Origin of the sequence: Microbacterium sp. Leaf179, assembly GCF_001423785.1 — a bacterium.
GTDB lineage: Bacteria > Actinomycetota > Actinomycetes > Actinomycetales > Microbacteriaceae > Microbacterium.
Map to the genome: position 1 here is coordinate 195,932 of NZ_LMPH01000003.1, position 24,435 is coordinate 220,366.

Here is a 24,435-nt window from a genome sequence, read left to right on the forward strand (position 1 = left end):
TAGGCTGGAGCGGTGAAGATCGCTCGATTCAGCTACCAGGAGTCCATCCGCTACGGCATCGTCGATGACGGTGAACTCGTGGTGCTCGCCGGCGACCCGATGTTCGCCGGGTTCGAGACGACGGGGGAGCGCGTTCCGCTGGGCGAGGTCGCCCTGCTCGCGCCGGTCATCCCGCGCTCGAAGGTCGTCTGCATCGGCAAGAACTACCACGATCACGCGGCCGAGATGGGCGGCGAAGCCCCCGCTGAGCCCCTGATGTTCCTCAAGCCGAACACCTCGGTCATCGGGACGGGCGACGTGATCGTGCGCCCCACGAGCCTGACCTCGCACACCGACTACGAGGGCGAACTCGCCGTCGTCATCGGCCGCATCGCCAAGAACGTCCCCGCCGAGCGCGCGAGCGAGTACATCTTCGGTTACACCGTCGCCAACGACGTCACGGCGCGCGACCTGCAGCGTTCCGACGGGCAGTGGTCGCGGGCGAAGGGCTTCGACACGTTCTGCCCTGTCGGCCCCGTCATCGAGACCGACCTCGATCTCGACGCCGCCGCGATCACGACGCGCGTCAACGGCGAGGTGCGTCAGCAGGGGCCGGTCTCCGACATGATCCACGGCATCGGCGCACTCGTCGCGTACGCCTCGGCGGTGTTCACCCTGCTCCCGGGAGACCTGATCCTCACCGGCACCCCGGCGGGCGTCGGTCCCTTCGACGCCGGCGACACGATCGAGATCGAGGTCAGCGGCATCGGGGTGCTGCGCAACACCGCGCGCGATGCCTGACCTCGCCGCGCCGGCGGGCATCGACCTCGCCGCCGCTCAGCGCCGCACGGTGCGGGTGCTGGCGGCGGGACAGGTGCTCACCGGTGTGGCGTTCGGCGCGACGCTGTCGCTCGGCGCTCTTCTGGCCGCCGACCTCTCGGGGCAAGAGGCGCTGTCAGGTTTCGCCACGGCGGCGGTCACGCTCGGTGCGGCGTTGACGGCGATCCCGCTCGCGCGCCTGGCGGGGCGCCGCGGTCGGCGGGTCGCCCTCACCACGGGGAACGTCGCGGCCCTGATCGGAATCGTCGTCGTCATCGCCGCGGCGGGTCTTCGGCTCTTCCCGCTGCTGCTCGTGGGGATCGCGCTCATCGGTGCCGGCAACGCCGCGACCCTGCAGTCGCGCTTCGCCGCCACCGACCTCTCGAGCACCGCCCGCCGCGGCCGCGACCTGGCGACGGTGGTGTGGGCGACCACCGTCGGCGGGGTCGTGGGGCCCCTGCTCCTCGCGCCGGGGGAGCTGATCGGGGCGAGCGTCGGCATGCCGCGCCTGACCGGCGCCTACCTCTTCTCGTTCGCCGCCCAGGTCTGCGCGTTCGCGCTGTACGTGCTGGTCCTGCGCCCCGACCCGCTGCTGCTCGCTCAACGTCTCGACCGCGAGAAGACGGCATCCGCCTCCGCCCCCGCTCCGCAGGCCGACCGCCCCGGCCTCGCCCGCTTCGCTATGCTGGCCGTCGCCGCCTCGCACGTGACCATGGCATCGGTGATGGCGATGACGCCGGTGCATCTGTCGCACATCGTGGCTCCGGATGCCGTGACCCTCGCCGTCGGTGTCACGATCGCCGCGCACGTGTTCGGCATGTACGGGCTGTCGCCGGTGTTCGGCGCCCTCGCCGATCGATTCGGCCGCATCCGCGTCATCGTGCTCGGGCAGGTGCTGCTGGCGGCTTCGCTCGCCGTCGCCGCCACGATGCCGGATTCGCAGGCGGGGGTGTTGGTCGCGCTCGTGCTGCTGGGGCTGGGCTGGAGCGCGGCAACCGTGTCGGGCGCGGCGCTGCTCACCGAGGCGACCCCGCTCGCGCTCCGTCCGCGTCGACAGGGCCGCAGTGACACCCTCATGACCGCGTGCGCGGCGGTGGGATCGGTGCTCGCCGGCCTGATCCTCGGGGCGGTGGGCTACGACGGCCTGGCGCTCTGGGCTCTGGTCCCGGTGTCGACGGTCTGCCTCGGCGCCGTCCTCCTGCGCCGGACCCGCACCCCCGCGTGAGTCGCCGGAATCCGTCGCTTCGGAGAGCCCCGAAGCGACGATCTCTGGCGACTCCCGCGCGACGCGCGGGAGCGCCGGGGCGCGGTCAGATCGCGTAGACCAGGCCGTCGAACGGGGACAGGTCGGAGGCATTGCGCACGCCGAGGGCGTGCAGGGCGCGGTCGACGTCGAGCTCGTCGTTGAACACGTGGAACGCCACCCGCGCGCGGCCTGCGCGTCCCGACGCCGTGATGCCGTGGGCGGTGAGCTGGGCGAGGGCTTCGCCCGTGGCATCCGGCCACGTCACGATCGCCGAGGGGCGGGCGGGGTGAGCCAGACCGAGACCGTCGCGGAAGCGCGCCGCGAGCCCGGTGGCGTGGGCGTAGATGGCGGTGATGTCGGCGTCGGCGAAGAGAGCGAGAGCGGGAGCTGCACCGACGAACGCCTGCCAGGCGGGTGACACGTCGAAGCGTCGGGCGTCGGATGCCAGCGTGCCGCCGGTGCCGTAGCACGACGACCACGGGTCGTCGCCCGAGTACCAGCCGGCCTGCACCGGACGGATCTCGCGCGCGAACTCGGGATCGATCGTGAGGAACGCCACTCCGCGGGGGCAGCACAGCCACTTGTAGGTGTGGCACACCGTCGCGTCGAACATCGTCGCGTCGATCGGAAGCCACCCCGCGGCCTGAGTGAGGTCGCAGAGGGTGCGGGCGCCCGCGCGTGCCGCGGCGGCGGCGATGCCGGCGGCGTCCGCCACCTCGCCGGTCGCCGACTGCACCAGCGAGAACGCCACGAGCCACGTGTCGGGCGAGACCGCGTCGGCGAGTTCGTGCAGGGGAGCGGTGCGCAGGCGGATGCCGCGGCCCGCGTGGACGAAGGGCGCCACGAGCGACGAGAAGTCGCCCTCGGCGCAGAGCACCTCGGCACCGTCGGGCACCGACGCGGCGATGAGCGAGACCAGCACCGAGGTCTGCGAGCCGATGGCCACGTCGCCGACGGGCGCGCACACCAAGCGGGCGAACGAGGATCGGGCCTGCTCGACGGCCAGCGACGCCGCGACGACGTCGGGACGACCGGATGCCGCGGACTCGAGGTCGGCGCGGACGGCGGCGACCGTCGCTCGCGGCGGAAGGCCGAGGGTGCAGGCGGCGAGGTAGTCGCGGCCACCGGCGAAGTGCGAGGTGAGGCTGCTCATGGGTCCAGGTTCCCGCCGAACGGGTTATTGCACCAGGGCAGGTGTTGCATGAGAAGCATCAAGAATGCTTATGTATGGGGATGAGCGAGACAGACGACGTCCTCGACGCCAACGCCCTCCGCGTCGTCAAGGCGATCGCCGACACGGGGTCGATCACCGCCGCCGCCCGCGCGCTCGGTTACAGCCAGCCCGCCGTGAGCCAGCAGTTGCGTCGGCTCGAGCGGCGCGCCGGGTTGCCGATCGTCGAGCGGGTCGGGCGCGGCATCCGGCTCACCGAGGCCGGCCTGGTGCTCGCGCGGCACGCCGCCACCGTCACCACCGCGCTCGACGCGGCCGCCGGCGACCTCGCCGAGCTGCGGGGCCTCCGCGCGGGGCGCGTGCGCATCGCGGCGTTCCCCTCTGCCTCGTCGACGGTCGTGCCGCGCGTGATCGCCGCGGTCACCGCCCGGCGTCCGGGAGTCTCGATCAGCTTCATCGAGGCCGAGCCGCCCGAAGCCATCTCCGCCGTGCGCGAGAACCGCGCCGACATCGCCCTGACCTACAGCTACCCGGGTGATCGGCGCGAACACCTGGAGTCCGCGGCATCCGGACTCTCGGCGCGGGTGATCGGCGACGACGACACCGTCGTGGTCGTGCCCATCGGGCACCCCGCCGCCGCACACGACCCGATCGATCTGTCGCGGCTCGCGGGGGAGCGCTGGATCGCGGGCTGCCCGCAGTGCCGCGGACACCTGCTCGAGGCCTGCGGGCGGGCCGGATTCACGCCGGACATCGCGTTCGAGACCGACAACTTCATCGCGGTCGAAGCCCTCGTCGCCCAGGGGGTCGGCATGGCGATCCTGCCGCGCATGGCCGTGGTGTCGCTGCCCCTGCTCGCCGGAATCGCCGCTCCCCGTCTGCCGGCCGCCGAGGCGCGCACCCTGCACGTGGTCACCGCGCGGGGAGCGGAGCACGTTCCCGCCGTGGGGGCGGCTCTCGAGGTGATGACCGACGTGCTCGCCGATCACCTCCGTCTCTCGGGAACCGGCACCGCCCGCCGGTAGGATCGAGGCGATGTCTGCCACGCCTGATCCCCGCACCACGACCGCCTCCGGCGCCGACGTTCGCGTCCGCTTCTGCCCGTCTCCGACGGGTCTGCCGCACGTAGGTCTCATCCGCACCGTCCTGTTCAACTGGGCCTACGCCCGGCACAACGGCGGCACACTCGTCTTCCGCATCGAAGACACCGACGCCGCGCGCGACAGCGAGGAGAGCTACCAGCAGCTGCTCGAGGCGCTGCGGTGGATGAACATCGACTGGGACGAGGGCGTCGAGGTGGGCGGCCCCCACGCGCCGTACCGGCAGTCCCAGCGTCACGACATCTACCGTGAGGTGCTCGACAAGCTCATCGCGGCCGGGGCCGTCTACGAGAGCTACTCCACCGCCGACGAGATCGACGCGCGCAACGCGGCCAACGGTCGGGCGAAGCAGCTCGGCTACGACAACTACGACCGCGACCTCACCGACGAGCAGAAGGCCGTCTTCCGCGCCGAGGGGCGCGAGCCCGCGTGGCGCGTGCGCGTGCCCGACGAGGACCTCACCTACGTCGACCTCATCCGCGGCGAGGTGACGTTCCCGGCCGGATCGTTCCCCGACTTCGTGGTCGTCCGCGCCGGCGGCATCCCGCTGTACACGTTCGTGAACCCCGTCGACGACGCCCTCATGGGCATCACCCACGTCATCCGCGGCGAGGACCTCATGCCCTCCACCGCTCGCCAGCTCGCGCTCTACCGCGCGCTGCTCGACGCCGGCGTCACCGACTACGTTCCGCGCTTCGGACACATGCCGCTCGTGCTGGGAGAGACCGGCAACAAGAAGCTCTCCAAGCGCGACCCGCAGGCCGACCTGTTCCTGCAGCGCGAGAAGGGCTTCATCCACGAGGGCCTGCTCAACTACCTGTCGCTGCTCGGATGGTCGCTCGCGAGCGACCGCGACGTGTTCTCGCTCGACGAGATGATCGCCGCGTTCGACATCGCCGACGTCAACCCCAACCCGGCGCGCTTCGACCAGAAGAAGGCCGAGGCGATCAACGGCGACCACATCCGCCTGCTGGATGCCGATGACTTCGCGTCGCGGATCGTCCCCTACCTCGCGGGTGCAGGTCTCGTCGCTGAGCAGCCGAGCGAGGAGCACCGCGCGATCATCGCGTCGGCAGCTCCCCTCGTGCAGGAGCGCGTGCAGCTGCTCGGTGAGGTGCCGGGCATGCTCGGGTTCTTGTTCGTCTCCGACGTGGAGTACGCCGAGGACGCCCTGAAGGGCCTTCCGGCCAACGCGGGCGAGGTGCTGGTCGCCTCGGTCGCCGCCCTCGAGCTCGTGCCCGAGTCCGCCTTCACCACCGAGGCCGTGCAGGCGGCGTTGTCCAGCGCTCTGGTCGACGAGCTGGGGCTCAAGCCCCGCGTCGCCTACGGCCCCCCGCGCGTCGCCCTCACGGGCCGCCGGGTGTCGCCGCCGCTGTTCGAGTCGATGGAACTGCTCGGCAAGGCCGACACCCTCCGCCGCCTCGGCGCCCTGGTGCAGCACCTGGGCTGAGCGGAGCGGCCCGCGCGACGCGCGCGGGCCGGCCCCGTTTTGGCACTCGGGCCGACGTCGCGTAAGCTTGTCCCTCGGCACGAGTTACGGCTCACCGCCTTGGGGTATGGTGTAATTGGCAACACGGCGGTTTCTGGTTCCGTTGTTCTTGGTTCGAGTCCAGGTACCCCAGCAAGACGAAAAGCCCCGGTCATCGCGTATGTTGCGAAGAGTCGGGGCTTTCGCTTTCTTCCCGCCCCGACGTGACGCCGCACTCGCGAAGGGGCACGCCGCATGAACCGAACCACACCGCCACCCCCGCGGCCTCCGTCGGCGCAGCAGCGGCGCCGACGCAGGGAGCAGCTCGCGACGTGGATCACCCTGTCGGTGGTCGTCGTCATCTGCGCGGCCGTCGGCGTCGGCGCGTACGCGATGGCGAACTCCTGGTGGGTCGTCGAGGATCCCGCGCCGTCGGCCGACCAAGAGCTGTCGGACGGACAATCCCGATTCGACCGCGCCGGGACCGACTTCTTCAACCGCCAGCGCGCCGTCGTGATCGATCTGACGACCTCGGCGTCGGCCAGCGACCTGGGGCTCCCCGCCGACGCGGACACCCCGGTAGAGGCCCTCGTGCCGCTCACGGTGACGGTGCGGGCCGACGGGGAGTCCCTGGATTTCTCGGGCGTGACGTGGTTCGCGCTTGCGACGGGCGGCGATCGTCTGTCGGCGGTGAGCGTGCAGCCGGCCTCGAGCACGACGTGGGTCAGCATCCGCGCCGACCTCGAGCAACGGGCGGCGCAGTGGGGATGGTCCGAAGCCGACGTCGCCACCCTCGCGCAACAAGTCGGCGACGCGGCCCGCGCCGAGGGCCAGGCGACCACGGCGAGCCTGCCGCCCGCGCCCCTCGGCAGCATCACGGTCTCGGCCCACGTCGCGGTCGACGCCGACGGGCGACTCTCGTTGCAGTACGTCTTCGCCCGCTGATCGGGCGAGGGTCGCGTGCGGCGCGAGGAACGGCATCCGGTCTCGCGTGGGGGAGATCGGCACTCGTCGGGTCGCGTCATCCAAGAAGCGACGCGCGAGCGGTCGTGACGAGCGAGAATGGTGCCATGGGCCTTTTCGTGCAGCGTCCCGAAGAACCGAGCGAGTGGGCGGGCCTTCCCGGCGAGCCCCAGCGGCCGCGCAGTCGGGCCGAGGTCCTGCCCGACGACGCTCCACTCGACGTCGCGTCGCCCGCTCTGCTCGGGCTCGGTGAGACGTCGATCTCGTCCATCGAGATCCCGGTGACCGCCGTCGACGACAGCACGTCGCCGGAGGAGTAGGGGGCGCGTTCCTCGGGGGTGAGCATGGCTTCGCTACGATCCCCTCAGTGCCCGCGTCGACGGGCCGGAGCCGGAAGCAGGTCACCCGTGAAGCGTTGGTCCCTCGTCGTCGCTGTCGTCGCCCTCCCGCTGCTGGTCGCGGGATGCACTCCCTCCGCGTCGGGCGACACGCCGGTGACGGGCTCGAGCGCGAGTCCCGCGGCGTCCATCGGTTCGCAGGCGCTTCCGCCAACGGTCGTCTCGCCCGGAGAACTCGACACCCGCGATGCGACGGTCGTCGTGGCGACCGCTCTCGTGCTCGCGGTGCCCGACGGCACCGAAGCCGAGTGGAGTGGGACGACGGCCGATCCCACGATCGCCGAGTTCTCGGCCGGCGGAGCGTCGGAGGGCGCCGTCTTCCGCCCGGGGTTCGAGGCGCGCAAGGTGGGCACCACGACCGCGACGCTCACCGGCCCCGACGGCCAGCAGATCGCGTTCACGATCTCGGTCGTCGCTCCCTGACGGGGAAGCACGCGCGAAAACTCCGTCCGGGTACGTGCCTCACCGCGGGGTCCTCAGCGGGTGTTCGTGAGCCGCGCGGCCATTCCCTCGAGCAGAAGGTCGATGCTCATCTGCAGCTGCGTGTCGTCGAAATCGACGAGGTCGGCTCGAGCGAAGCGTCGAAGGGCCGGGAGGTGTGCGCTCTCCGCCTCGTCGAGTGCGAGACGCAGTTCCGGAACCTGCGGGTGCCCCGACGGCTGCTGCGCGATGAGTTGCTCGCGCGCCAGAGCGCCGGCCATGCTGGTGAGCGCCGCCAGACTACGGGCGGCGGTCTCGTCATCGAAACCGGCCTCCGTCATGATGCGCAGGGTGCGATCGACGGGCTCGAGGAGCGCGACGTTGGCAGCCGTGAGGCGCACGTACACGCCGAGACCCTTGGCGGCGAGCACGGCACCGTGCATCGACAGCGCCAGGAGTCGACACGCTTGCCGCCAATCGGCATCCGGGGGAAGAGCAAGGGTGCCGAAGTTCCCGGTGAACGCCTCGAAGGCCACAGCCTGTCGAAGGGCGCCCACGTCGCTGACGTGATGATGCACCGCCGCGCGGTCGACGCCGAGTCGGTCGGCGACGGCCTTGACGGTGATCGTCTCCGCGTCCAGGTCTCGCGCCGCCTCGACGATCCGGGCCGCGGTGAGTCCGGCGCGGGTGCCGCGCCCGCGCCGAGGCCCGTCCGGGGTCGTCTCGTCGTCGGTCACCCGTCCATCCTAGGCGTCGACGATTGTATTCACGTGCGTGAATACATACTCTGAGCATGGTCGTCTCACTGGGGGACGCCGCCTCAACAGAAGGAGAACGCAATGGCCGGGACATCGGGACACGTGACCGCCGACAGCACCATCGGCTCATGGTTGGAGCATCCCGTCGGCGGCCCGCTGATCCGCGGACTCCTTCGGGAGTCCGGAGTGGGCGATGACGCGCTGGGTCCCGTCCGGGGACTCCCGCTGCAGCAGCTCGTGACGATGAGTCAGGGCAAGATGCCGCAATCCGTGGTCGACGATCTGGTCTTGCGCGCGAACGACGGGGTCGTTCCGCCGTCGGGGGACTCGGCGGGATGGGTGGAGAAGATCACGCCGGGTCGATTCGCGGGGAAGACGATCGTCGTCACCGGTGCCGCCGGCGGGATCGGTCGTGCGACGGCCGTGCGCATCGCGCGAGAGGGTGGTCGGGTCGTGGCGGTCGACATCAGCGGCGACCGGCTCGCCGAGACCGCGGCCGCCGCCGAGGGTGCCGAGATGGTCGTCGTCGCGGGAGACATCACGCGGCAGCAGGACATCGACGAGATCGTCGCAGCCGCCGGGGACCGCATCGACGGCCTGGCGAACGTCGCCGGCATCAACGACGACTTCTCGCCTCTGCACGAAACCAGTGACGAGATGTGGGATCGAGTGATCGGCATCAATCTCACCGGGGGCTTCAAGCTGTCACGCGCCGTCATTCCGCTCATGCTCGCAGCGGGGTCCGGAGCGATCGTGAACGTCACTTCCGAGGCGGGGCTCCGAGGCAACGCCTCCGGGAACGCGTACACGGTGTCCAAGCACGGCGTGATCGGTCTGACGCGGAGCGTCGCGTTCATGTACGGGCCGCAGGGGCTGCGCGTCAACGCGGTCGCACCGGGCGGCGTCGCCACCGGCATCCCGATGTCCGCCCACCCCTCTGTGGCGGGATCCGCCCGCCTGGCGCCGTTCCAGCAGGCGATCCCGACGATCGCCACCGCCGAGAAGCTCGCCGCGTCCATCACGTTCCTGCTCAGCGACGACGCGGTGAACATCAACGGGGCGATCCTGCCCTCCGACGGCGGGTGGTCGGTGCAGTAGTCGCCCGTGTCGAGGGGACGGGTGCCCGCGGAGCGCGCAGACCCGCCTCCTCGACATCCGGCTCGGGCGGCCCGCGACGTTCCTCGCGTCGGTACGGACCTGGATGCCGCGGAGTATTGCTGTGTGTTGTTTCGTGTTGTATCGTGTGGGAATCTTCGAAGGAGATCCCGTGTACGCAATGGAGCGCCAGCAGCTCATCGAGCGCGAACTGCGCGAGGTCGGACGCGTCAGCGTCATCGACCTGGCCCGCCGCTTCGACGTGACGACCGAGACCGTGCGTCGCGACCTCGACCGCCTCGAGGGCACCGGATCTCTGCGCCGCGTGCACGGCGGGGCGGTCGGTATCGACCGGGCCAGCACGGCGGAGTCCTCGCTCACCGAGCGGCGTGAGCGCCGCGGTGACGCCAAGCGCGCGATCGCCGCCGAGGCGGCCGGCCTTCTCGGAGCGGACTTCCGCGGGTCGATCTTCCTCGACGGCGGAACGACGCCCGCCGCCGTGGCCGCGATGCTCCCCGCCGCGCTCGACGCCGGCTCCGGGGTCGAGGTCGTCACCCACTCGCTCGAGGCGGCGCACCTGCTCGCGGGCGAGGAGCGTCTCTCGCTCACCACCATCGGCGGACGGGTACGCGGGGTGACCGCCGCGGCCGTCGGTGCGCACACCGTTCGCACCATCGGCCAGCTGCGCCCCGATATCGCCTTCGTCGGCACGAACGGTCTGAGCGCCGGCTTCGGGCTCAGCACGCCCGATCCCGACGAGGCCGCCGTCAAGACCGCCATCATCCAGTCGGCCCGTCGCGTCGTGCTCGTCGCCGACGCGGCCAAGTTCGGAGAGGAACTGCTCGTGCGTTTCGCCCGACTCGACGAGATCGATGTGCTCGTCACCGACGCGGCCCCGCCCGCCTCGCTCGCGGAGGCCCTGGCCGACGCCGACGTCGAGGTGCGTGTCGCATGATCGTCACCCTGACCGCCAACCCCTCGGCCGACCGCGCCGTGGTGCTCTCCGACGCCCTCGCCCCCGGTGAGGTACAGCGCGCGCTGTCGTCCCGCGAAGACGCCGGCGGCAAGGGCGTCAACGTCGCCCGCGTGGTCACGGCGGCCGGAGCCCCCGCGCGCGCCGTCGTCCCCGTCAACGCGCACGACCCGTACCGGATGCTGCTCGAAGACACCGCCATCGCCCTCGACCTGGTCGAGGTCGCGGGGCGTGCCCGAGCCAACCTCACCATCACCGACCCGGCGGGCGAGACCACCAAGCTCAACCTGCCGGGTGCCGAGCTGTCCGGCGCCGAAGCCGAGGCCCTGGTCGCCGGCGTCGTCGCCGCGGCCGAGGGCGCCACGTGGCTCGTGCTCGCCGGATCGCTGCCGCCGGGCGTTCCGGCCTCGTTCTACGCCGATCTCATCACCGCGGTCCGCGTGCGCTGGGGCGCCGCCGCTCCGCGCGTGGCGGTCGACGCCTCGGGGCCGGCCCTGGCCGCGGTGGTCGCCACCGCCCGTCCCGACCTCATCAAGCCCAACCACGAAGAGCTCGCCGAGCTCGTCGGCGAAGACGCCGCCGGCGACGCCGATGTGCTCACCGAAGCGACCCGACGCGCACGCACGCTCGTGCCCGAGCGGGTGGCATCCGCCCTCGTGACCCTCGGGGCCGACGGCGCCCTGCTGTTCACGGCCGACGGCGCGTGGCGCGGTCGCGCCCCCCGAATCCAGGTCGCCAGCACGGTCGGCGCGGGCGACAGCTCGCTCGCCGGCTACCTGCTGGCCGACCTCGAGGGAGCCTCGGCTCCCGACCGTCTCGCGCGGAGCATCTCGTACGGCGCCGCCGCCGCGACCCTGCCGGGGACTCAGGCCCCGACACCGGCCGATCTGCCCGCGGGAACGATCGCCGTCTCCGACTTCTCCACCCACACCGCAACATCCTGACCACGGAGGTCACCAGACAATGTCCGACATCATCACCGCGGAGCTCGTCACCCTCGACGCGCCCCTGGGCACCGACAAGCAGTCGGTGATCCGTGCCCTGGCCGAGCGCGTCGTCGCGCAGGGTCGCGCGACCAGCGCCCAGGAACTCTTCGACGACGCCTGGGCCCGTGAGCAGAAGGACGAGACCGGCCTGCCCGGCGGCATCGGAATTCCGCACGCCCGCAGCGCCTCGGTCACCGAGCCGACCCTCGCGTTCGCGCGTCTGACGCCCGGGGTCGACTTCGGCGCCCCCGACGGCCCCGCCGACATCGTGTTCCTCATCGCCGCGCCCGCCGGTGCCGACGAGGCGCACCTGGCGGTGCTGTCGCAGCTCGCGCGGAGCCTCATGAACAACGACTTCATGTCGGGCCTGCGCGCCGCGCAGACGCCCGCCGACGCCGTGCGCATCATCACGGATGCCGTGACCCCGGCCCCCGCCGCGTCGGCCCCCGCCGCAGCACCTGCCGCCGCGGCAGCCCCCGCCGCCACGCGTGCCGAGACCCGTGCCGCGGGCCGCACGAAGAAGATCGTGGCGGTCACCGCGTGCGCCACCGGCATCGCCCACACCTTCATGGCCGCCGACGCGCTCACCGCCGCCGGCGCCGAGACCGAGGGCGTCGAGCTGATCGTGGAGCCGCAGGGCTCGAGCGGCTACAAGGCCCTGCCGCAGAGCGTCATCGACGACGCCGACGCCGTGATCTTCGCGGTCGACGTCGACGTGCGCGAACCCCAGCGCTTCGCGGGCAAGCCCGTCGTGCGCGCCGGCGTCAAGCGCGGTATCGAGCAGCCGAAGCAGCTCATCGCCGAGGCCCTCGCCGCCAGCGACAACCCGAACGCCGCGCGCGTGCAGGGCGGTGCCGCCGGTGCGGGTGCCGCCGAGGCCCCCATCGCCCAGCAGTCGGTCGGCCGCCGCATCCAGCGGTGGCTGCTGACCGGTGTCAGCTACATGATCCCGTTCGTCGCCGGTGGCGGTCTGCTGATCGCCCTCGGGTTCCTTCTCGGCGGGTACCAGGTCACGCAGAACGCGGCCAACGTCATCATCCAGAACTCGCTGTGGGATCTGCCGACCGAAGGCATCACGTCGTCGTTCGGCCCGCTGGGCCAGTACCTCGGCTCGGTCGCGTTCATGATCGGGTCGACCTCGATGGGCTTCATCGTGGCCGTGCTCGCGGGCTTCATCGCCTACGCGATCGCCGATCGCCCCGGCATCGCCCCGGGCTTCGTCGCCGGTGCCGTCGCCGTGCTCATGAACGCCGGCTTCATCGGCGGCATCATCGGTGGTCTGCTCGCCGGTTTCATCGCCTGGTGGCTCGGTCGCTTCGACGCCCCGCGGTGGCTGCGCGGCCTCATGCCGGTGGTAATCGTGCCCTTCCTCGGCTCGATCTTCGCCTCGGGGCTGATGATCCTCTTCCTCGGACGCCCGATCGCCTCGCTCATGGCCGCCCTCACCGAGGGCCTCACCGGCCTCGCGGGCAGCGGTGCCGGCGCGATCGTGCTGGGCGTGATCCTCGGCCTCATGATGTGCTTCGACCTCGGTGGCCCGGTCAACAAGGTCGCCTACGTCTTCGCCACCACGGGCCTCGCCGCCGCCACCCAGTCCAACACCACGCCGTACCTGATCATGGCCGCGGTCATGGCCGCGGGCATGGTGCCGCCGCTCGCGATGGCGCTGGCATCGACCGTGCTCGCCCGCGGCCGGTTCACGCCGGTCGAGCGTGAGAACGGCGCCGCAGCGTGGCTGCTGGGTGCTTCGTTCATCTCCGAGGGCGCGATTCCGTTCGCCGCCGCCGACCCGCTGCGCGTCATCCCCGCCTCGATGGTGGGCGGTGCGATCACCGGTGGACTCAGCATGATCATCGGCGTGCAGTCGTTCGCCCCGCACGGCGGCGTGTTCGTGTTCTTCGCGATCAACCCCTTCTGGGGTTTCGCGCTCGCAATCGCGTTGGGTACGGTCGTGACGGCGCTGATCGTCGTCGCGCTCAAGCGCATCGGCGCTCAGAAGGACCCGTCCGTCGCCGAGACCGCTCCCGCGGCCACGGTCGCCGCGTAATACCCCCGTCGAATCGAGAGGATTCACCATGGCAGAACGTCAGGCCACCATCGCCAGCGCCTCGGGCCTCCACGCCCGTCCCGCGAAGCTCTTCGTGCAGGCCGTGCAGGAGAAGAAGATCCCCGTCACGATCGCAGCCGAGGGCGGTGCCGACCTCAACGCCGGCAGCATCCTCTCGCTCATGGGCCTGGGTGCCGGTCACGGCACCGTCGTGACCCTGAAGGCCGAGGGCGACGGCGCCGAGCAGGCGCTCGACGAGCTCGTCGCTCTTCTCGAGACCGACCTCGACGCGCAGTAAGCACCGCGCTTCACAACACCGGATGCCACGGGCCCCAGGGCTCGTGGCATCCGGTGTTTCGCGTACGGGTGGCGGGCCGAACTCCTGAGTTTCGCCGGTCGGTGCGGGCTGTCGGACGCCGAAGGGCGCGGGCGCGCGGATTGTACAGGAGTGTGGCCCGGTCCGAGCCTCAGACGTCGAGAGTGTCGCCCGGCTGCAGATCGACGAACGATCCGCCGTTCTGCTCAGCGGCCCAGGTGAGGCGCGCGGCGCCCATCTGCTTGCCCGCCGTCGACAGGGTCATGTCATGGGTGGCGAACACACGGTCGGGCTTGACGTCGAGGACGAAGTCGATGGCGTCGCCGATCTTCAGCCACGGGGCACCGACGGGCGCGGCCAGGAGCTGCACCTTCGAGCGCTTCGGGACGGCGTACGAATCGCCGGGGTAGTACAGCGCGTCGTTGACGAGCACGCCGACGTTGTCGACGTTCGGGATCGACTCGTGGATTACCGCGTGCGTCCCGCCGAAGAACTCCAGGTGGAAGGGGCCCACGTCGAGGCGATCGCCGGGGGACACCGCGATGATGTCGAAGCCCGCAGCCGCGTGCACCACGCCCTCGGGACCGTAGATCGGAACGCCGGGGTGGGCCTTCTGCAGGCGCGTGAGGTGATCGGCCGTCCAGTGGTCGGCGTGTTCGTGGGTGATCACGACGCCGACGAGACCGACGAGGTCTTCGAGCGGCGAGGTGAAGCTCCCGGGGTCGACGACGAGGGTGTGTCCCGACTCGACGAGGACCAGGGCGGCGTGTTCGTGCTTCGTGAGGCGCATGCTCCCAGTGAACTCCGCGACCGCGCGGGCGGCAACCGCTGGCGGGGGAGGCGAAGTCGGGCTATCGGCTCTTCCGCCCGCCGCGTTCTCGCGGTACCGTGGCCGGACACGCCCGGGAATTCGGTGGTTCCGGCCCCGATTTTGCGTGCGCGCAATTCGTGGTGCATACTTGAACGGTTGCGAAGCGGCCCCATCGTATAGCGGCCTAGTACGCTGCCCTCTCACGGCGGTAACGCGGGTTCGAATCCCGCTGGGGTCACCACAGAGAAAAAGGCTCCGACCATGTGGTCGGGGCCTTTTTCGTGTCTCGGTTTCTTGCGCCTCGGTGGCGCGCCCGCGCGGCTCCGGGCCTGAACCCGTCTCAGTCCTCGCTCGCGGCGCGGCGCCGACGCACCAGGCGACGCGTCCCCCAGACCACGGCGAAGACGACTCCCGCGACGGCGATCCACGGCAGCAGGAACCCCAGGCCGATGACGACGCCGTTCAGCGTCGCGACGAGGCCGTTCCAGCCGGCGATGAGCCCGTCGCCGAAGCCGGCGGGGTCGGCGGTGACGGATGCCGCGGGCTCGGTCAGTTGCACGCTCAGCGTCGACATCGCCACCTGCGACTCGACCGACTGCAGCACCTGCCGGTCGCTGTCGAGTTGCGCCTGACGCTCCGCGAGTGCGGACTCCGCGGTGATGAGGTCGGACACCGATGCCGCTTGGGCGAGAAGTTCGGTGAGGCGCGCCACCGAGGCCTCTCCGGCCGACACTCGGGCACGCAGGTCGACGGCTTGCTCGGTCACGTCGGAGCGGGTGACGCTCGTCGCCGTGACCTCGCCGACCTCGCGGAGGCCGTCCATCACCGAGGTGAGGGTGTCGGCGGGTACGCGCACGGTGATCCAGCCCGACGACGTCGGCGACACCGCGGCGGAGCCGTCGATCGGCAGGCCGATCGCGCCTCCGCCCAGCTGCGACGACTCGACGTATCCGCCGACGCTCGTCGCCGTGGCCGAGATCGTGTCGATCGCCGCGGTGAGATCGTCGACCTCCACGGTGCTCGACCCGGTCGCGACGATGTCCCGGGTGCCCGCGTCTCGAGTGCCCGCGTCGAGTGCGACCGAGGAGTCTCCCGCTGCGCCCGACCCCGCGGCCGCCTCCTGCCCCGGGGCTGCGGGCGCACTGTCGGCGCTTCCGGCGTCGAACCGTTCGCCGGCCCACGGGGCGCCCTCTGCCGCGCCGGAGCCGGCCGCCGCCGACCCGCCGGAGCTCTGGGAGGTGGTCAGGGTGGGGCCGACCACGGCCGCGATCACCACGACGACGGCGGCCGCGCCGACCCCCGTCCAGATACCGCGACGGCGTCGGCGCACGCGGTCGCGCTCATGGCCGATGCGCGCGAAGACGGCGTTCTCGATGGCATCCACGCGATCCGCGGGAAGCGAGGGCAGGGTGGGGCTGGTCATGGGGTCTCGGTCTCCATCGCGGTGGCGCGTACCCGGGAGCGGATACGGGAGAGGCGGTTGCGCACGGTGCCGTGGGATACGCCGAGCTCCGCGGCGGCGGCCTCGTAGCCGTACCCCTCCGCGGCGCACAGGCGGAAGACCTCGCGGTCCAGCTCGCTCAGGCGGTCGACGGCCGTGAGGATGGCCGCCACCGTCTGGGCCTCCACGACCTGCGCCTCGACGTCGACCACCGAGGGAATCTCGTCGTCGAGCGCCGCGTGCGATCCGTGGCGCCGACGCGCGCGCAGGCGGTTCTGCGCCTGCAGCCGACACACCGTCGCGAGCCAGGGGAGGAGCGATGCCCCCTCCAACCGCAACGACGGGATCTTCCGCCACGCGACGACGAACGTCTCTTGCACGACGTCCTCCGCGTCGCTCGCGTCGCCCACCAGGCCGAAGGCGATCCAGTACACCGGACGCGCGTACGCGCGGTACAGCTCGCGGTACGCGACCTCCGACCCGCCGGCGGCGCGCGCCACGAGGGCCCTGTCGTCGATGACGTCGTGGGTCATGGCATCCGTCCCGCTCCCGGTCGATTCCCGTGAGCACTCTCTCACTGAGAGGTGTCCGCCCGCGCGTGATCGTCTCGCATCCGGTGGGGACGAGGGGCGGAGCCGCGGTCGGGCACCGGATAGAATCGAGCGTTTCCCCGACGAAAGGCCCCGCCATGGAGCTGCAGCTCGACCCCGTCTTCCAGACGGTCACCCTGGTGGTCCTGGTGCTGATCCTGGTCGCCGACCTGCTCATCATCCTCAAGCGCCCGCACATCCCCGCGGCGAAGGAATCGACGCTGTGGGTCGTGTTCTACGTCACGCTCGCCCTGATCTTCGCGGGTGTGCTGTGGATCGTCGCCGGGGGAGAGGTCGCCGGGCAGTTCGTCGCGGGGTGGCTGACCGAGTACAGCCTGTCGATCGACAACCTCTTCGTGTTCGTGCTGATCATGGGGCAGTTCGCCGTGCCCCGGCGCTATCAGCAGGAGGTGCTGATGGTGGGCATCATCATCGCGCTCATCCTGCGCGGGGCGTTCATCCTCGTGGGCGCCACGATCATCGAGAACTTCAGCCCGATCTTCTACCTCTTCGGCGCCTTCCTGGTCTACACCGCGATCCGGCAGGCGTTCCCCGGCTCCGATCACGACGGCGACTCGCAGAAAGAGAACCTCATCGTGCGGACGCTGCGCCGCGCCCTGCCGATGAGCGACGCGTACGACGGCAAGAAGATCGTCACGCGCGTCGACGGCAAGAAGCTGTTCACCCCGATGATCATCGTCTTCGTCGCGATCGGCGTCACCGATCTGCTGTTCGCGATCGACTCGATCCCGGCGATCTTCGGCATCACCCAGAGCCCGTTCATCGTCTTCACCGCGAACCTCTTCGCGCTGATGGGTCTGCGCCAGCTCTACTTCCTGCTCGGCGACCTGCTCGATCGCCTCAAGTACCTGCACTACGGGATCGCGTTCATCCTGGCATTCATCGGCGTGAAGCTCGTCTTCCACGCGATGCACGTCAACGAGCTGCCCTTCCTCAACAACGGCGAGCCGATCGAATGGGCGCCGGAGATCTCGACGTGGGTGTCGCTCGCCGTGATCATCGTGTCGATGGCGGTCGCCACCGTCGCCAGCCTGATCGCCGCCCGTCGCGAGCCCGCCGCCGTCGGCGCACAGGATGCCGCGGCCGACGTCGCCGACGAGAAGGGCACCCCGACGACGGTGGAGCACCCCGAGCGCGACTGACGTTCCGCCTCGCACGCTCTCCTGGGCACACGCGTCAGCCCCGAGGCGGGCGTGTCCCACTTCGTGCAGGTGAACGCCGGTCTTTCTGCACCAAGTGGGACATCACGCGCGAGGCTGGGGCGGCGCTCTGTGGCGTATTCCACTTTGTGCGGGTGGATGAGTGATTTCCTGCACGAAGTGGGACACGGTGTCGCTCCGGGGCGCTCAGAACGCGCGGAGGTTCGCGTGCAGGCCGCCGTCGACGTACTCCTCGCGCAGAATGCCGCGCCGACGCAGGATCGGGACCAGGTCGTCGAGCACGCGGTGCACGGTGACCGGGTGCAGGTCGCCCCACAGCAGCACGCCGTCGTTGCCCCAGGTGCCGAGCTCTTCGATGCGGTCGGCGAACTCGTCGGCCGTCCCCACGAAGCCGCTGCCGTCGTTCAGTCGTCCGAGGCGTGCGTGGGCGCCCAGCAGTGTGCGCAGCGGCGCGTCGTCGTCGTGCTTCCCGACGAGTCGCCGGATGCTGCCCTCCGACACGTGCTCGCCGAAGATCGACCGGTCCAGTGGGCGGTCCAGATCGAGGGCCGTCAGATCGGTCTCGAGGTCGCTCGACTGCTTGCGGGCGATCGCGATCAGCGCCTCGTCGTCGGGGTGGGCGGATGCCGCGACCAGGCGGTCGGCTTCTTCCGGCGACGACACGAGCACGGGCTGGATGGCGAACAGGATCTTGATGTCGTCGGCCGAGCGCCCCGCGGCTTCCGCTGCGGTGTGGATGCGTCCGCGGTAGGCGCGGATGCTCGCCTCGTCGAGGGGTGCCAGCGCCAGTTGCACGTCGGAGTTGTGCCCGGCGAACGACAGGCCCCGCCCGGAGCCGCCGGGTGACACGATCGCCGGCTCGCCGTCGGTGAAGGGAACGGCGTTCAGCGGACCGTCGAAGCCGAAGTGCTCGCCGCGGTGGCGCGTGGCATGCAGTTTCGTTCCGTCGGCGTAGACGCCGCTGCCCTCGTCCTCGACGAGCGCGCCCTCACCCCAGCTGCGCCAGAGGTCCCGGATGCCGCTGAGCCACTCCTCGGCGCGGTCGTAGGCCGCATCGTGTCCGAGCTGCGGGGCGGGGGAGAAGTGCCGGGCGCTGCCGGTGTCGGTCACCACGTTCAGCCCGAGGCGGTGCCCGCTGAGGTGCTGAAGGGTCGCGAACTGCCGGGCGGCCGTGTACGGCAGGTACGCCGCCGGGTTGACCGTGGGCACGACGCCGAGGTGCCGCGTGGCGGCGAAGAGGTAGGGGGCGAGCAGCAGCGGATCGTGCTTGGGGCCGCCGAATGCGTGGCGCACGCGGAGGTCGATGGTCTCGGCACTGCCCAGCGAGGGGGCGTCTTCGATGATCAGCAGATCGAAACCCGCCTGCTCCAGGGTGCGGGCGGAGTCCTGGTAGAGCCCGGGCTCCGTCCACCGGTGGTTCCACCGCAGGTAGGGGTGGCCCCACCCATGGGGGCCGAAGCCGCGGGCGAGGAACCAGCCGAAGTGCTGCAGACGGCTCACAGCACGACCACCTCTCGCTCGACGTCCGACGAGAGCCCGGCGAGACCGTCGAGCGCCTGAGCGAGGTCGGCGAGCAGGTCGTCGATGTCTTCGATGCCGATCGAGAAGCGCAGCGTGCCCGGGAAGACCCCCGCGCGCTCGCGCTCGGCGACCGTGCGCGCGGCGTGCGAGGTGCTCTGCGGGTGCAGCACGAGCGAGCGCACATCGCCCAGGTGGGTCATGTGCGTGATCACCTCGACCGATTGCACGACGTGGCGGGCCGCTTCGAGACCGCCGCGGAGGGTCACGGTGAACACCGAGCCGCTGCCGCGCCGCAGGTAGCGCGCACCGAGCTCGTGGTGCGGGTGCGATGCCAGGCCCACGTGGTCGACGCGCTCGACCTCGGGGCGCTCCTCCAGCCACCGCGCCACGGCGAGGGCGTTCTGCGACTGCCGCTCGACGCGCAGGCTGAGGGTCTCGATGCCCTGGCCGATCAGGAAGGCGTTGAGCGGCGACGGCGAGGGACCGAACCGCGGGGCGACGCTCTCGCGGATGTAGGCCCCGCGCGCGCGTCCGCCGTGCTTCTCGGCGTAGCTCGCCCCGCCCAGGCGGTCGGTCTGCACGAGGTGGGGGAACCGGTGTCCCGAGGCCGCCGCGTCGAAGCGTCCGTCGTCGACGATGACGCCACCGAGCACGGCCCCCTGACCGGCGAGGAACTTGCTCGCCGAGTGCACGACCACGGCCGCGCCGTGCTCGAGGGGCCGCAGGAGGTACGGGGTGGTGAACGTGCTGTCCACGACGAGGGGGATGCCGTGCTGCCGCCCGATCGTCGAGACCGCGGCGATGTCGAGCACGTCGTTGCGGGCGTTGGAGAGCGTCTCGGCGAAGAAGGCGCGCGTGCGCGGGGTGATGGCATCCCGCCACGCGTCGAGGTCGGAGGCGTCGACGAAGGTCGTCTCGATCCCCAGGCGGGCGAGGTTGTCGAGCAGGAGTCCGCGGGTGCCCTCGTAGATGTGCTCCGACACGACGACGTGATCGCCGGCGCCCGCGAGCGCGAGCAGGGCGACGGTGACGGCGGCCTGTCCGCTCGAGACGAGCACGGCCTGGTCGCCGCCCTCGAGAGAGGCGAGACGCTCCTCGACCGCCTGGACGGTGGGGTTGCCCGTGCGGGTGTAGCCGAAGCCGGCGCCCGTGCCGAAGTGCTCGGCGGACTCGTCGAGATCGGCGAACGTGAAGCCGGCCGTCAGGTAGATCGGGAGCGCGCGCGGCGACGCGGACACGGTCGAGGCGCCCACGTGCACCTGTCGGGTCGAGAATCCCGGTTCTGCGTTCGCGGCCATGCGGCACGCTCCTTCCTGCGGCGTGTCGACAGGCTTTCACGCGGGGCCGGGGAGCGCCCAAACGTGCGGCGCCGTGTTACGTCGTCGACGCCGCGCGTTCTCGCTCCCGCGCCGCCGACGGCCTCGCGATCGACGCCGGCGGCGACGGCTGTGCCGGTGTCGCCGGTGGTATCGTGGCGAGGTGCGGATCGCCGGCCTCCTCCTTAGCGGCCGCGACGAGACCTTGTTCTAGGCCTTTCTCGTCGCGGAGTTCGTCGCGGGCCTCACACCCCTCCCGAGGAGAAACGCAAACCATGAGCAGCGCATCGATCGACGGCATCCGCATTCCGGATCGTCCTCGCACCCTGGCCGAGAAGGTCTGGGACGACCACCTCGTCGTCAAGGGCGAGAACGGCCAGCCCGACCTCATCTACATCGACCTGCACCTCGTGCACGAGGTCACCAGCCCCCAGGCCTTCGACGGCCTGCGCGCCGAGGGCCGGCCGGTGCGCCGGCTCGATCTGACGATCGCGACCGAGGACCACAACACCCCCACCCTCGACATCGACAAGCCGATCGCCGACCTCACCAGCCGCACGCAGATCGAGACGCTGCGTCGCAACGCGGCCGAGTTCGGCGTGCGCCTGCACTCCCTGGGCGACAAGGAGCAGGGCATCGTGCACGTCGTGGGCCCGCAGCTCGGCCTCACCATGCCCGGTGTCACCGTCGTCTGCGGTGACTCTCACACCTCCACCCACGGGGCGTTCGGGGCGATGGCGTTCGGCATCGGCACGAGCGAGGTCGAGCACGTGCTCGCCACGCAGACGCTTCCGCTCAAGCCCTTCAAGACGATGGGCATCACCGTCGAGGGCGACCTGCGCCCGGGCGTCACGGCGAAAGACATCATCCTCGCGATCATCGCCAAGATCGGCGCCAACGGCGGCCAGGGCTACGTGCTCGAGTTCCGCGGCAGCGCGATCCGGTCCCTCTCGATGGAGGGGCGCATGACGATGTGCAACATGTCGATCGAGGCCGGTGCCCGCGCCGGCATGATCGCGCCCGACGAGACGACCTTCGCCTACGTCAAGGACAAGCCGCACGCGCCGCAGGGCGCGGACTGGGACGAGGCTGTCGCGTACTGGCGCACGCTCCCGAGCGACGAGGGTGCGGTGTACGACGCCGAGGTCTTCCTCGACGCCGCCGACCTCGAGCCCTTCGTCACCTGGGGCACGAACCCCGGTCAGGGCGTGTCGCTGTCGGACGTCGTGCCGACCCCCTCCGACATCACCGATCCGAACGAGCGGGCGGCCGCCGAACGGGCACTGCAGTACATGGATCTGGCGGCGGGCACCCCCATGAGGGACATCCCCGTGGATGCCGTGTTCATGGGCTCGTGCACCAACAGCCGCATCGAAGACCTGCGCGCCTTCGCCTCGGTGATCCAGGGCCGCACCAAGGCCGAGAACGTGCGCGTGATGGTCGTGCCGGGCTCCGCGCGCGTGCGCCTCGAGGCCGAGGCCGAGGGCCTCGACAAGGTCTTCATCGACTTCGGCGCCGAGTGGCGCTTCGCCGGGTGCTCGATGTGCCTCGGCATGAACCCCGACCAGCTGGCGCCGGGCGAGCGCTGCGCCTCGACCTCGAACCGCAACTTCGAGGGACGCCAGGGCAAGGGCGGCCGCACGCACCTGGTGTCGCCGCTCGTCGCCGCGGCCACCGCCGTGCGTGGCACGCTCTCGAGCCCCGCCGACCTCGACGCGATCGCGAGCGACGGCACCCTGATCACCGGCGGTGCCGCCCGCACCGATGAGACCGTTTCGACCGGGGCGGAGGCCTGACATGGACAAGTTCACCACGCACACCGGTATCGCTGCGCCCCTGAAGCGCTCGGCCGTCGACACCGACCAGATCATCCCGGCGGTCTACCTCAAGCGCGTCACCAAGACGGGCTTCGAAGACGCCCTGTTCGCCAACTGGCGCCAGGATCCCGAGTTCCTCCTCAACCAGGACGCCTACCGTTCGGCATCCGTACTCGTCGCCGGTCCCGACTTCGGCACCGGCTCGAGCCGCGAACACGCCGTGTGGGCGCTGCGCGACTACGGGTTCAAGGTGGTGCTGAGCCCCAAGTTCGCCGACATCTTCCGCGGCAACTCGGGCAAGCAGGGCCTGGTCACGGGCGTGATCACCGAGAACGAGGTCGAGCGCATCTGGGCCGCCATCGAGGCGCAGCCCGGTATCGAGATGACCGTCGATCTGCAGGCCAAGACCGCCACGGTCGGCGACCTCCAGGTCTCGTTCGAGATCGACGATTACACTAGGTGGCGGCTTCTCGAAGGGCTCGACGACATCGGGCTCACGCTGCGTGACGAAGACAAGATCACGCAGTTCGAGGCGCGCCGCGAGGCATGGCGGCCACGGACCCTCCCGGTCCGCTGAATCCGATCGACCCGATCGGTTCGATTCGCCGCCCCTCGTCCACGAAGTGAGGTCCACCCCCCTATGAGCACACTCGTCACCGATTCCGCAGATCAGAACCCCGGACAGCCCGACTGGGAAGCGGCCGAGACCCTCACGATCCGCGGCGGTCGCCCGCTGCGCGGCACCGTCGAGGTCAAGGGGGCCAAGAACCTCGTCACCAAGGCGATGGTCGCAGCCCTTCTCGGCGGCACCACCAGCACGCTGCGCGACGTGCCCATGATCAGCGACGTGAAGGTCGTGCGTTCGCTCCTCGAGGTGCACGGCGTGACCGTGACCGAGGGCGACGAAGAGGGCACGCTGCACCTCGATCCCTCGGGCGCGGTCGCCGCGCACTTCGAAGAGATCGACGCGCACGCGGGCGCCTCGCGCATCCCGATCCTGTTCTGCGGACCGCTGCTGCACCTTCTCGGCGAGGCGCTCATTCCCGACCTCGGTGGATGCCGCATCGGCGACCGTCCGATCAACTTCCACATGGACGCGCTCCGCGCCTTCGGTGCGGTCGTCGACAAGAGCTACGAGGGCATCCGCATCACGGCCCCGAACGGCCTGCACGGAGCGAACATCACGCTGCCGTACCCGAGCGTCGGGGCGACCGAGCAGGTGCTGCTCACCGCGGTCCGCGCCAAGGGCGTGACGGAGCTGCGCAACGCCGCCATCGAGCCCGAGATCATGGATCTCATCGCGGTGCTGCAGAAGATGGGCGCGATCATCTCGTACGAGCCCAACCGCGTCATCTTCATCGAGGGCGTCGACAAGCTCGACGGCTACGACCACCGCGCGATCTTCGACCGCAACGAAGCCGCGTCCTGGGCGTGTGCGGCGCTGGCGACCGACGGCGAGATCTTCGCCAAGGGCGCCCGCCAGCAGGACATGCTGACCTTCCTCAACGTCTTCCGCAAGGCCGGCGGATGGTTCGACGTCCGCGAGGACGGCATCCTGTTCCGTCGTGGCGAATCGCTCAAGCCCGTCATGGTCGAGACCGACGTGCACCCGGGCTTCATGACCGACTGGCAGCAGCCGCTCATCGTGGCGCTCACCCAGGCGTCGGGAACCTCCACCGTGCACGAGACCGTCTACGAGAACCGACTCGGTTTCACCGAGGCCCTCAACAAGATGGGCGCCGACATCGTCGTGCACCCCAAGGGGCTGTCGAGCGCCGACCGGCGCGTCCCGCGTCGCGATCTCGAGCAGGCGGCCGTCATCAACGGCCCGACGCCCCTGCACGGGGCCGACGTCGAGGTTCCCGACCTGCGCGGCGGCTACAGCTACGTCATCGCCGCGCTGGCGGCCGAGGGCGAGTCGACGGTGCGCAACATCGGCATCATCCGCCGCGGCTACGAGAAGTTCCTCGAGAAGCTCACCGCTCTCGACGCCGACTTCCGCGTCGTGGGGTGACGGGC

At 70.8% G+C, this 24,435-nt stretch carries 23 protein-coding genes and 2 tRNA genes; 18 read left to right on the forward strand and 7 right to left on the reverse strand.

The features are described 5' to 3' along the window. Window positions 1-12 precede the first annotated feature (12 nt). Entirely contained in the window at window positions 13-780 is a 768-nt protein-coding gene (locus tag ASF96_RS12405; RefSeq protein WP_055836472.1) for a fumarylacetoacetate hydrolase family protein, read from the forward strand. Next, window positions 773-2,023 (forward strand): MFS transporter, encoded by a 1,251-nt coding sequence (locus ASF96_RS12410; RefSeq protein ID WP_055939767.1) that lies wholly within the window; start codon window positions 773-775, stop codon window positions 2,021-2,023. Before ASF96_RS12405 ends, ASF96_RS12410 begins: the two co-directional genes overlap by 8 nt. Window positions 2,024-2,108: 85 nt before the next feature. Here ASF96_RS12410 and ASF96_RS12415 read toward each other — a convergent pair whose 3' ends face one another. Then, entirely contained in the window at window positions 2,109-3,197 is a 1,089-nt protein-coding gene (locus ASF96_RS12415) for an aminotransferase class V-fold PLP-dependent enzyme (RefSeq protein ID WP_055939769.1), read from the reverse strand. Window positions 3,198-3,277: 80 nt separating this feature from the next. On the opposite strand from ASF96_RS12415, the gene ASF96_RS12420 reads away from it, so the two are divergent. The 6 genes from ASF96_RS12420 (at window position 3,278) to ASF96_RS12445 (ending at window position 7,567) form a co-directional block, all read left to right on the forward strand. After that, window positions 3,278-4,240: a LysR family transcriptional regulator gene (locus tag ASF96_RS12420; RefSeq protein ID WP_055836480.1), complete on the forward strand. Its 963-nt coding sequence runs from the start codon at window positions 3,278-3,280 to the stop codon at window positions 4,238-4,240. A 10-nt stretch (window positions 4,241-4,250) separates the two neighbouring features. Continuing rightward, the gene (gltX, locus tag ASF96_RS12425; RefSeq protein ID WP_055939771.1) at window positions 4,251-5,765 is read left to right on the forward strand and encodes a glutamate--tRNA ligase; all 1,515 of its coding nucleotides are present in this window, start codon (window positions 4,251-4,253) and stop codon (window positions 5,763-5,765) included. Between the two features lie 100 nt (window positions 5,766-5,865). After that, window positions 5,866-5,937 (forward strand) — tRNA-Gln (locus tag ASF96_RS12430). 101 nt (window positions 5,938-6,038) lie between these two features. Next, window positions 6,039-6,728 (forward strand): hypothetical protein, encoded by a 690-nt coding sequence (locus ASF96_RS12435; RefSeq protein WP_156458857.1) that lies wholly within the window; start codon window positions 6,039-6,041, stop codon window positions 6,726-6,728. A 125-nt stretch (window positions 6,729-6,853) separates the two neighbouring features. Beyond that, window positions 6,854-7,066 (forward strand): hypothetical protein, encoded by a 213-nt coding sequence (locus ASF96_RS12440; RefSeq protein WP_055836492.1) that lies wholly within the window; start codon window positions 6,854-6,856, stop codon window positions 7,064-7,066. An 87-nt stretch (window positions 7,067-7,153) separates the two neighbouring features. After that, entirely contained in the window at window positions 7,154-7,567 is a 414-nt protein-coding gene (locus ASF96_RS12445) for a hypothetical protein (RefSeq protein WP_055836494.1), read from the forward strand. Between the two features lie 53 nt (window positions 7,568-7,620). Here the strand turns inward: ASF96_RS12445 and ASF96_RS12450 are convergent, their stop codons facing one another. Beyond that, a complete protein-coding gene (locus ASF96_RS12450; RefSeq protein WP_055939775.1) occupies window positions 7,621-8,301 on the reverse strand; it encodes a TetR/AcrR family transcriptional regulator C-terminal domain-containing protein in 681 nt (226 codons plus the stop codon). Window positions 8,302-8,403: 102 nt separating this feature from the next. Between ASF96_RS12450 and ASF96_RS12455 the strand changes: the two genes are divergently transcribed. From ASF96_RS12455 to ASF96_RS12475, 5 genes are all read left to right on the forward strand, one after another. Continuing rightward, window positions 8,404-9,420, forward strand: coding sequence for an SDR family NAD(P)-dependent oxidoreductase (locus tag ASF96_RS12455; protein WP_055939777.1), 1,017 nt, complete (start codon window positions 8,404-8,406; stop codon window positions 9,418-9,420). A 169-nt stretch (window positions 9,421-9,589) separates the two neighbouring features. After that, window positions 9,590-10,372: a DeoR/GlpR family DNA-binding transcription regulator gene (locus ASF96_RS12460; RefSeq protein WP_055940032.1), complete on the forward strand. Its 783-nt coding sequence runs from the start codon at window positions 9,590-9,592 to the stop codon at window positions 10,370-10,372. Continuing rightward, window positions 10,369-11,334, forward strand: coding sequence for a 1-phosphofructokinase family hexose kinase (locus tag ASF96_RS12465; RefSeq protein WP_055939778.1), 966 nt, complete (start codon window positions 10,369-10,371; stop codon window positions 11,332-11,334). Before ASF96_RS12460 ends, ASF96_RS12465 begins: the two co-directional genes overlap by 4 nt. A 19-nt stretch (window positions 11,335-11,353) precedes the next feature. After that, window positions 11,354-13,423, forward strand: a complete 2,070-nt coding sequence (locus tag ASF96_RS12470; RefSeq protein WP_055836512.1) for a PTS fructose transporter subunit IIABC — start codon at window positions 11,354-11,356, stop codon at window positions 13,421-13,423. Window positions 13,424-13,451: 28 nt separating this feature from the next. After that, window positions 13,452-13,721: an HPr family phosphocarrier protein gene (locus ASF96_RS12475; protein ID WP_055836516.1), complete on the forward strand. Its 270-nt coding sequence runs from the start codon at window positions 13,452-13,454 to the stop codon at window positions 13,719-13,721. A gap of 169 nt (window positions 13,722-13,890) precedes the next feature. On the opposite strand, the gene ASF96_RS12480 is transcribed toward ASF96_RS12475, so the two are convergent. Further along, window positions 13,891-14,529, reverse strand: coding sequence for an MBL fold metallo-hydrolase (locus ASF96_RS12480; protein ID WP_055939780.1), 639 nt, complete (start codon window positions 14,527-14,529; stop codon window positions 13,891-13,893). 186 nt (window positions 14,530-14,715) lie between these two features. Between ASF96_RS12480 and ASF96_RS12485 the strand changes: the two genes are divergently transcribed. Continuing rightward, window positions 14,716-14,791, forward strand: a tRNA-Glu gene (locus tag ASF96_RS12485). A gap of 99 nt (window positions 14,792-14,890) precedes the next feature. Here ASF96_RS12485 and ASF96_RS12490 read toward each other — a convergent pair. Together ASF96_RS12490 and ASF96_RS12495 are read right to left on the reverse strand one after the other, a co-directional pair. Continuing rightward, entirely contained in the window at window positions 14,891-15,973 is a 1,083-nt protein-coding gene (locus tag ASF96_RS12490; RefSeq protein WP_055939781.1) for a DUF4349 domain-containing protein, read from the reverse strand. Beyond that, the gene (locus ASF96_RS12495) at window positions 15,970-16,524 is read right to left on the reverse strand and encodes an RNA polymerase sigma factor (RefSeq protein ID WP_055939783.1); all 555 of its coding nucleotides are present in this window, start codon (window positions 16,522-16,524) and stop codon (window positions 15,970-15,972) included. Before ASF96_RS12495 ends, ASF96_RS12490 begins: the two co-directional genes overlap by 4 nt. A gap of 155 nt (window positions 16,525-16,679) precedes the next feature. Here ASF96_RS12495 and ASF96_RS12500 point away from each other — a divergent pair, with 155 nt between their 5' ends. After that, window positions 16,680-17,744, forward strand: a complete 1,065-nt coding sequence (locus ASF96_RS12500) for a TerC family protein (protein WP_055939785.1) — start codon at window positions 16,680-16,682, stop codon at window positions 17,742-17,744. 204 nt (window positions 17,745-17,948) lie between these two features. Here the strand turns inward: ASF96_RS12500 and ASF96_RS12505 are convergent, their stop codons facing one another. Both ASF96_RS12505 and ASF96_RS12510 read right to left on the reverse strand, forming a co-directional pair. Continuing rightward, window positions 17,949-19,262: an LLM class flavin-dependent oxidoreductase gene (locus ASF96_RS12505; RefSeq protein WP_055939787.1), complete on the reverse strand. Its 1,314-nt coding sequence runs from the start codon at window positions 19,260-19,262 to the stop codon at window positions 17,949-17,951. Next, window positions 19,259-20,581 carry an O-acetylhomoserine aminocarboxypropyltransferase/cysteine synthase family protein gene (locus tag ASF96_RS12510; RefSeq protein WP_055939789.1) on the reverse strand — a complete coding sequence of 441 codons (1,323 nt, stop codon included), beginning with the start codon at window positions 20,579-20,581 and terminating at the stop codon, window positions 19,259-19,261. The genes ASF96_RS12505 and ASF96_RS12510 overlap by 4 nt, the downstream gene beginning before the upstream one ends. 293 nt (window positions 20,582-20,874) lie before the next feature. Between ASF96_RS12510 and leuC the strand changes: the two genes are divergently transcribed. The 3 genes from leuC to murA all read left to right on the forward strand — a co-directional run bounded on the left by leuC (window position 20,875) and on the right by murA (window position 24,430). Then, entirely contained in the window at window positions 20,875-22,395 is a 1,521-nt protein-coding gene (leuC, locus tag ASF96_RS12515; RefSeq protein WP_055939791.1) for a 3-isopropylmalate dehydratase large subunit, read from the forward strand. A 1-nt stretch (window position 22,396) separates the two neighbouring features. Further along, complete coding sequence (leuD, locus tag ASF96_RS12520) at window positions 22,397-22,993, forward strand: 3-isopropylmalate dehydratase small subunit (protein ID WP_055939793.1); 597 nt, start codon at window positions 22,397-22,399, stop codon at window positions 22,991-22,993. Between the two features lie 63 nt (window positions 22,994-23,056). Next, on the forward strand, window positions 23,057-24,430 hold the full coding sequence (murA, locus tag ASF96_RS12525; RefSeq protein WP_055836587.1) for a UDP-N-acetylglucosamine 1-carboxyvinyltransferase: 1,374 nt from the start codon (window positions 23,057-23,059) through the stop codon (window positions 24,428-24,430). Window positions 24,431-24,435: the final 5 nt, after the last annotated feature.

Coding starts and splice junctions, on each gene's coding strand:
- ASF96_RS12410 (WP_055939767.1), top strand. CDS start 773: ATGCCTGACCTCGCCGCGCCGGCGGGCATCGACCTCGCCGCCGCTCAG.
- ASF96_RS12415 (WP_055939769.1), bottom strand. CDS start 3,197: ATGAGCAGCCTCACCTCGCACTTCGCCGGTGGCCGCGACTACCTCGCC.
- ASF96_RS12420 (WP_055836480.1), top strand. CDS start 3,278: ATGAGCGAGACAGACGACGTCCTCGACGCCAACGCCCTCCGCGTCGTC.
- gltX (WP_055939771.1), top strand. CDS start 4,251: ATGTCTGCCACGCCTGATCCCCGCACCACGACCGCCTCCGGCGCCGAC.
- ASF96_RS12435 (WP_156458857.1), top strand. CDS start 6,039: ATGAACCGAACCACACCGCCACCCCCGCGGCCTCCGTCGGCGCAGCAG.
- ASF96_RS12440 (WP_055836492.1), top strand. CDS start 6,854: ATGGGCCTTTTCGTGCAGCGTCCCGAAGAACCGAGCGAGTGGGCGGGC.
- ASF96_RS12455 (WP_055939777.1), top strand. CDS start 8,404: ATGGCCGGGACATCGGGACACGTGACCGCCGACAGCACCATCGGCTCA.
- ASF96_RS12465 (WP_055939778.1), top strand. CDS start 10,369: ATGATCGTCACCCTGACCGCCAACCCCTCGGCCGACCGCGCCGTGGTG.
- ASF96_RS12470 (WP_055836512.1), top strand. CDS start 11,354: ATGTCCGACATCATCACCGCGGAGCTCGTCACCCTCGACGCGCCCCTG.
- ASF96_RS12475 (WP_055836516.1), top strand. CDS start 13,452: ATGGCAGAACGTCAGGCCACCATCGCCAGCGCCTCGGGCCTCCACGCC.
- ASF96_RS12480 (WP_055939780.1), bottom strand. CDS start 14,529: ATGCGCCTCACGAAGCACGAACACGCCGCCCTGGTCCTCGTCGAGTCG.
- ASF96_RS12490 (WP_055939781.1), bottom strand. CDS start 15,973: ATGACCAGCCCCACCCTGCCCTCGCTTCCCGCGGATCGCGTGGATGCC.
- ASF96_RS12495 (WP_055939783.1), bottom strand. CDS start 16,524: ATGACCCACGACGTCATCGACGACAGGGCCCTCGTGGCGCGCGCCGCC.
- ASF96_RS12500 (WP_055939785.1), top strand. CDS start 16,680: ATGGAGCTGCAGCTCGACCCCGTCTTCCAGACGGTCACCCTGGTGGTC.
- ASF96_RS12510 (WP_055939789.1), bottom strand. CDS start 20,581: ATGGCCGCGAACGCAGAACCGGGATTCTCGACCCGACAGGTGCACGTG.
- leuC (WP_055939791.1), top strand. CDS start 20,875: ATGAGCAGCGCATCGATCGACGGCATCCGCATTCCGGATCGTCCTCGC.
- leuD (WP_055939793.1), top strand. CDS start 22,397: ATGGACAAGTTCACCACGCACACCGGTATCGCTGCGCCCCTGAAGCGC.
- murA (WP_055836587.1), top strand. CDS start 23,057: ATGAGCACACTCGTCACCGATTCCGCAGATCAGAACCCCGGACAGCCC.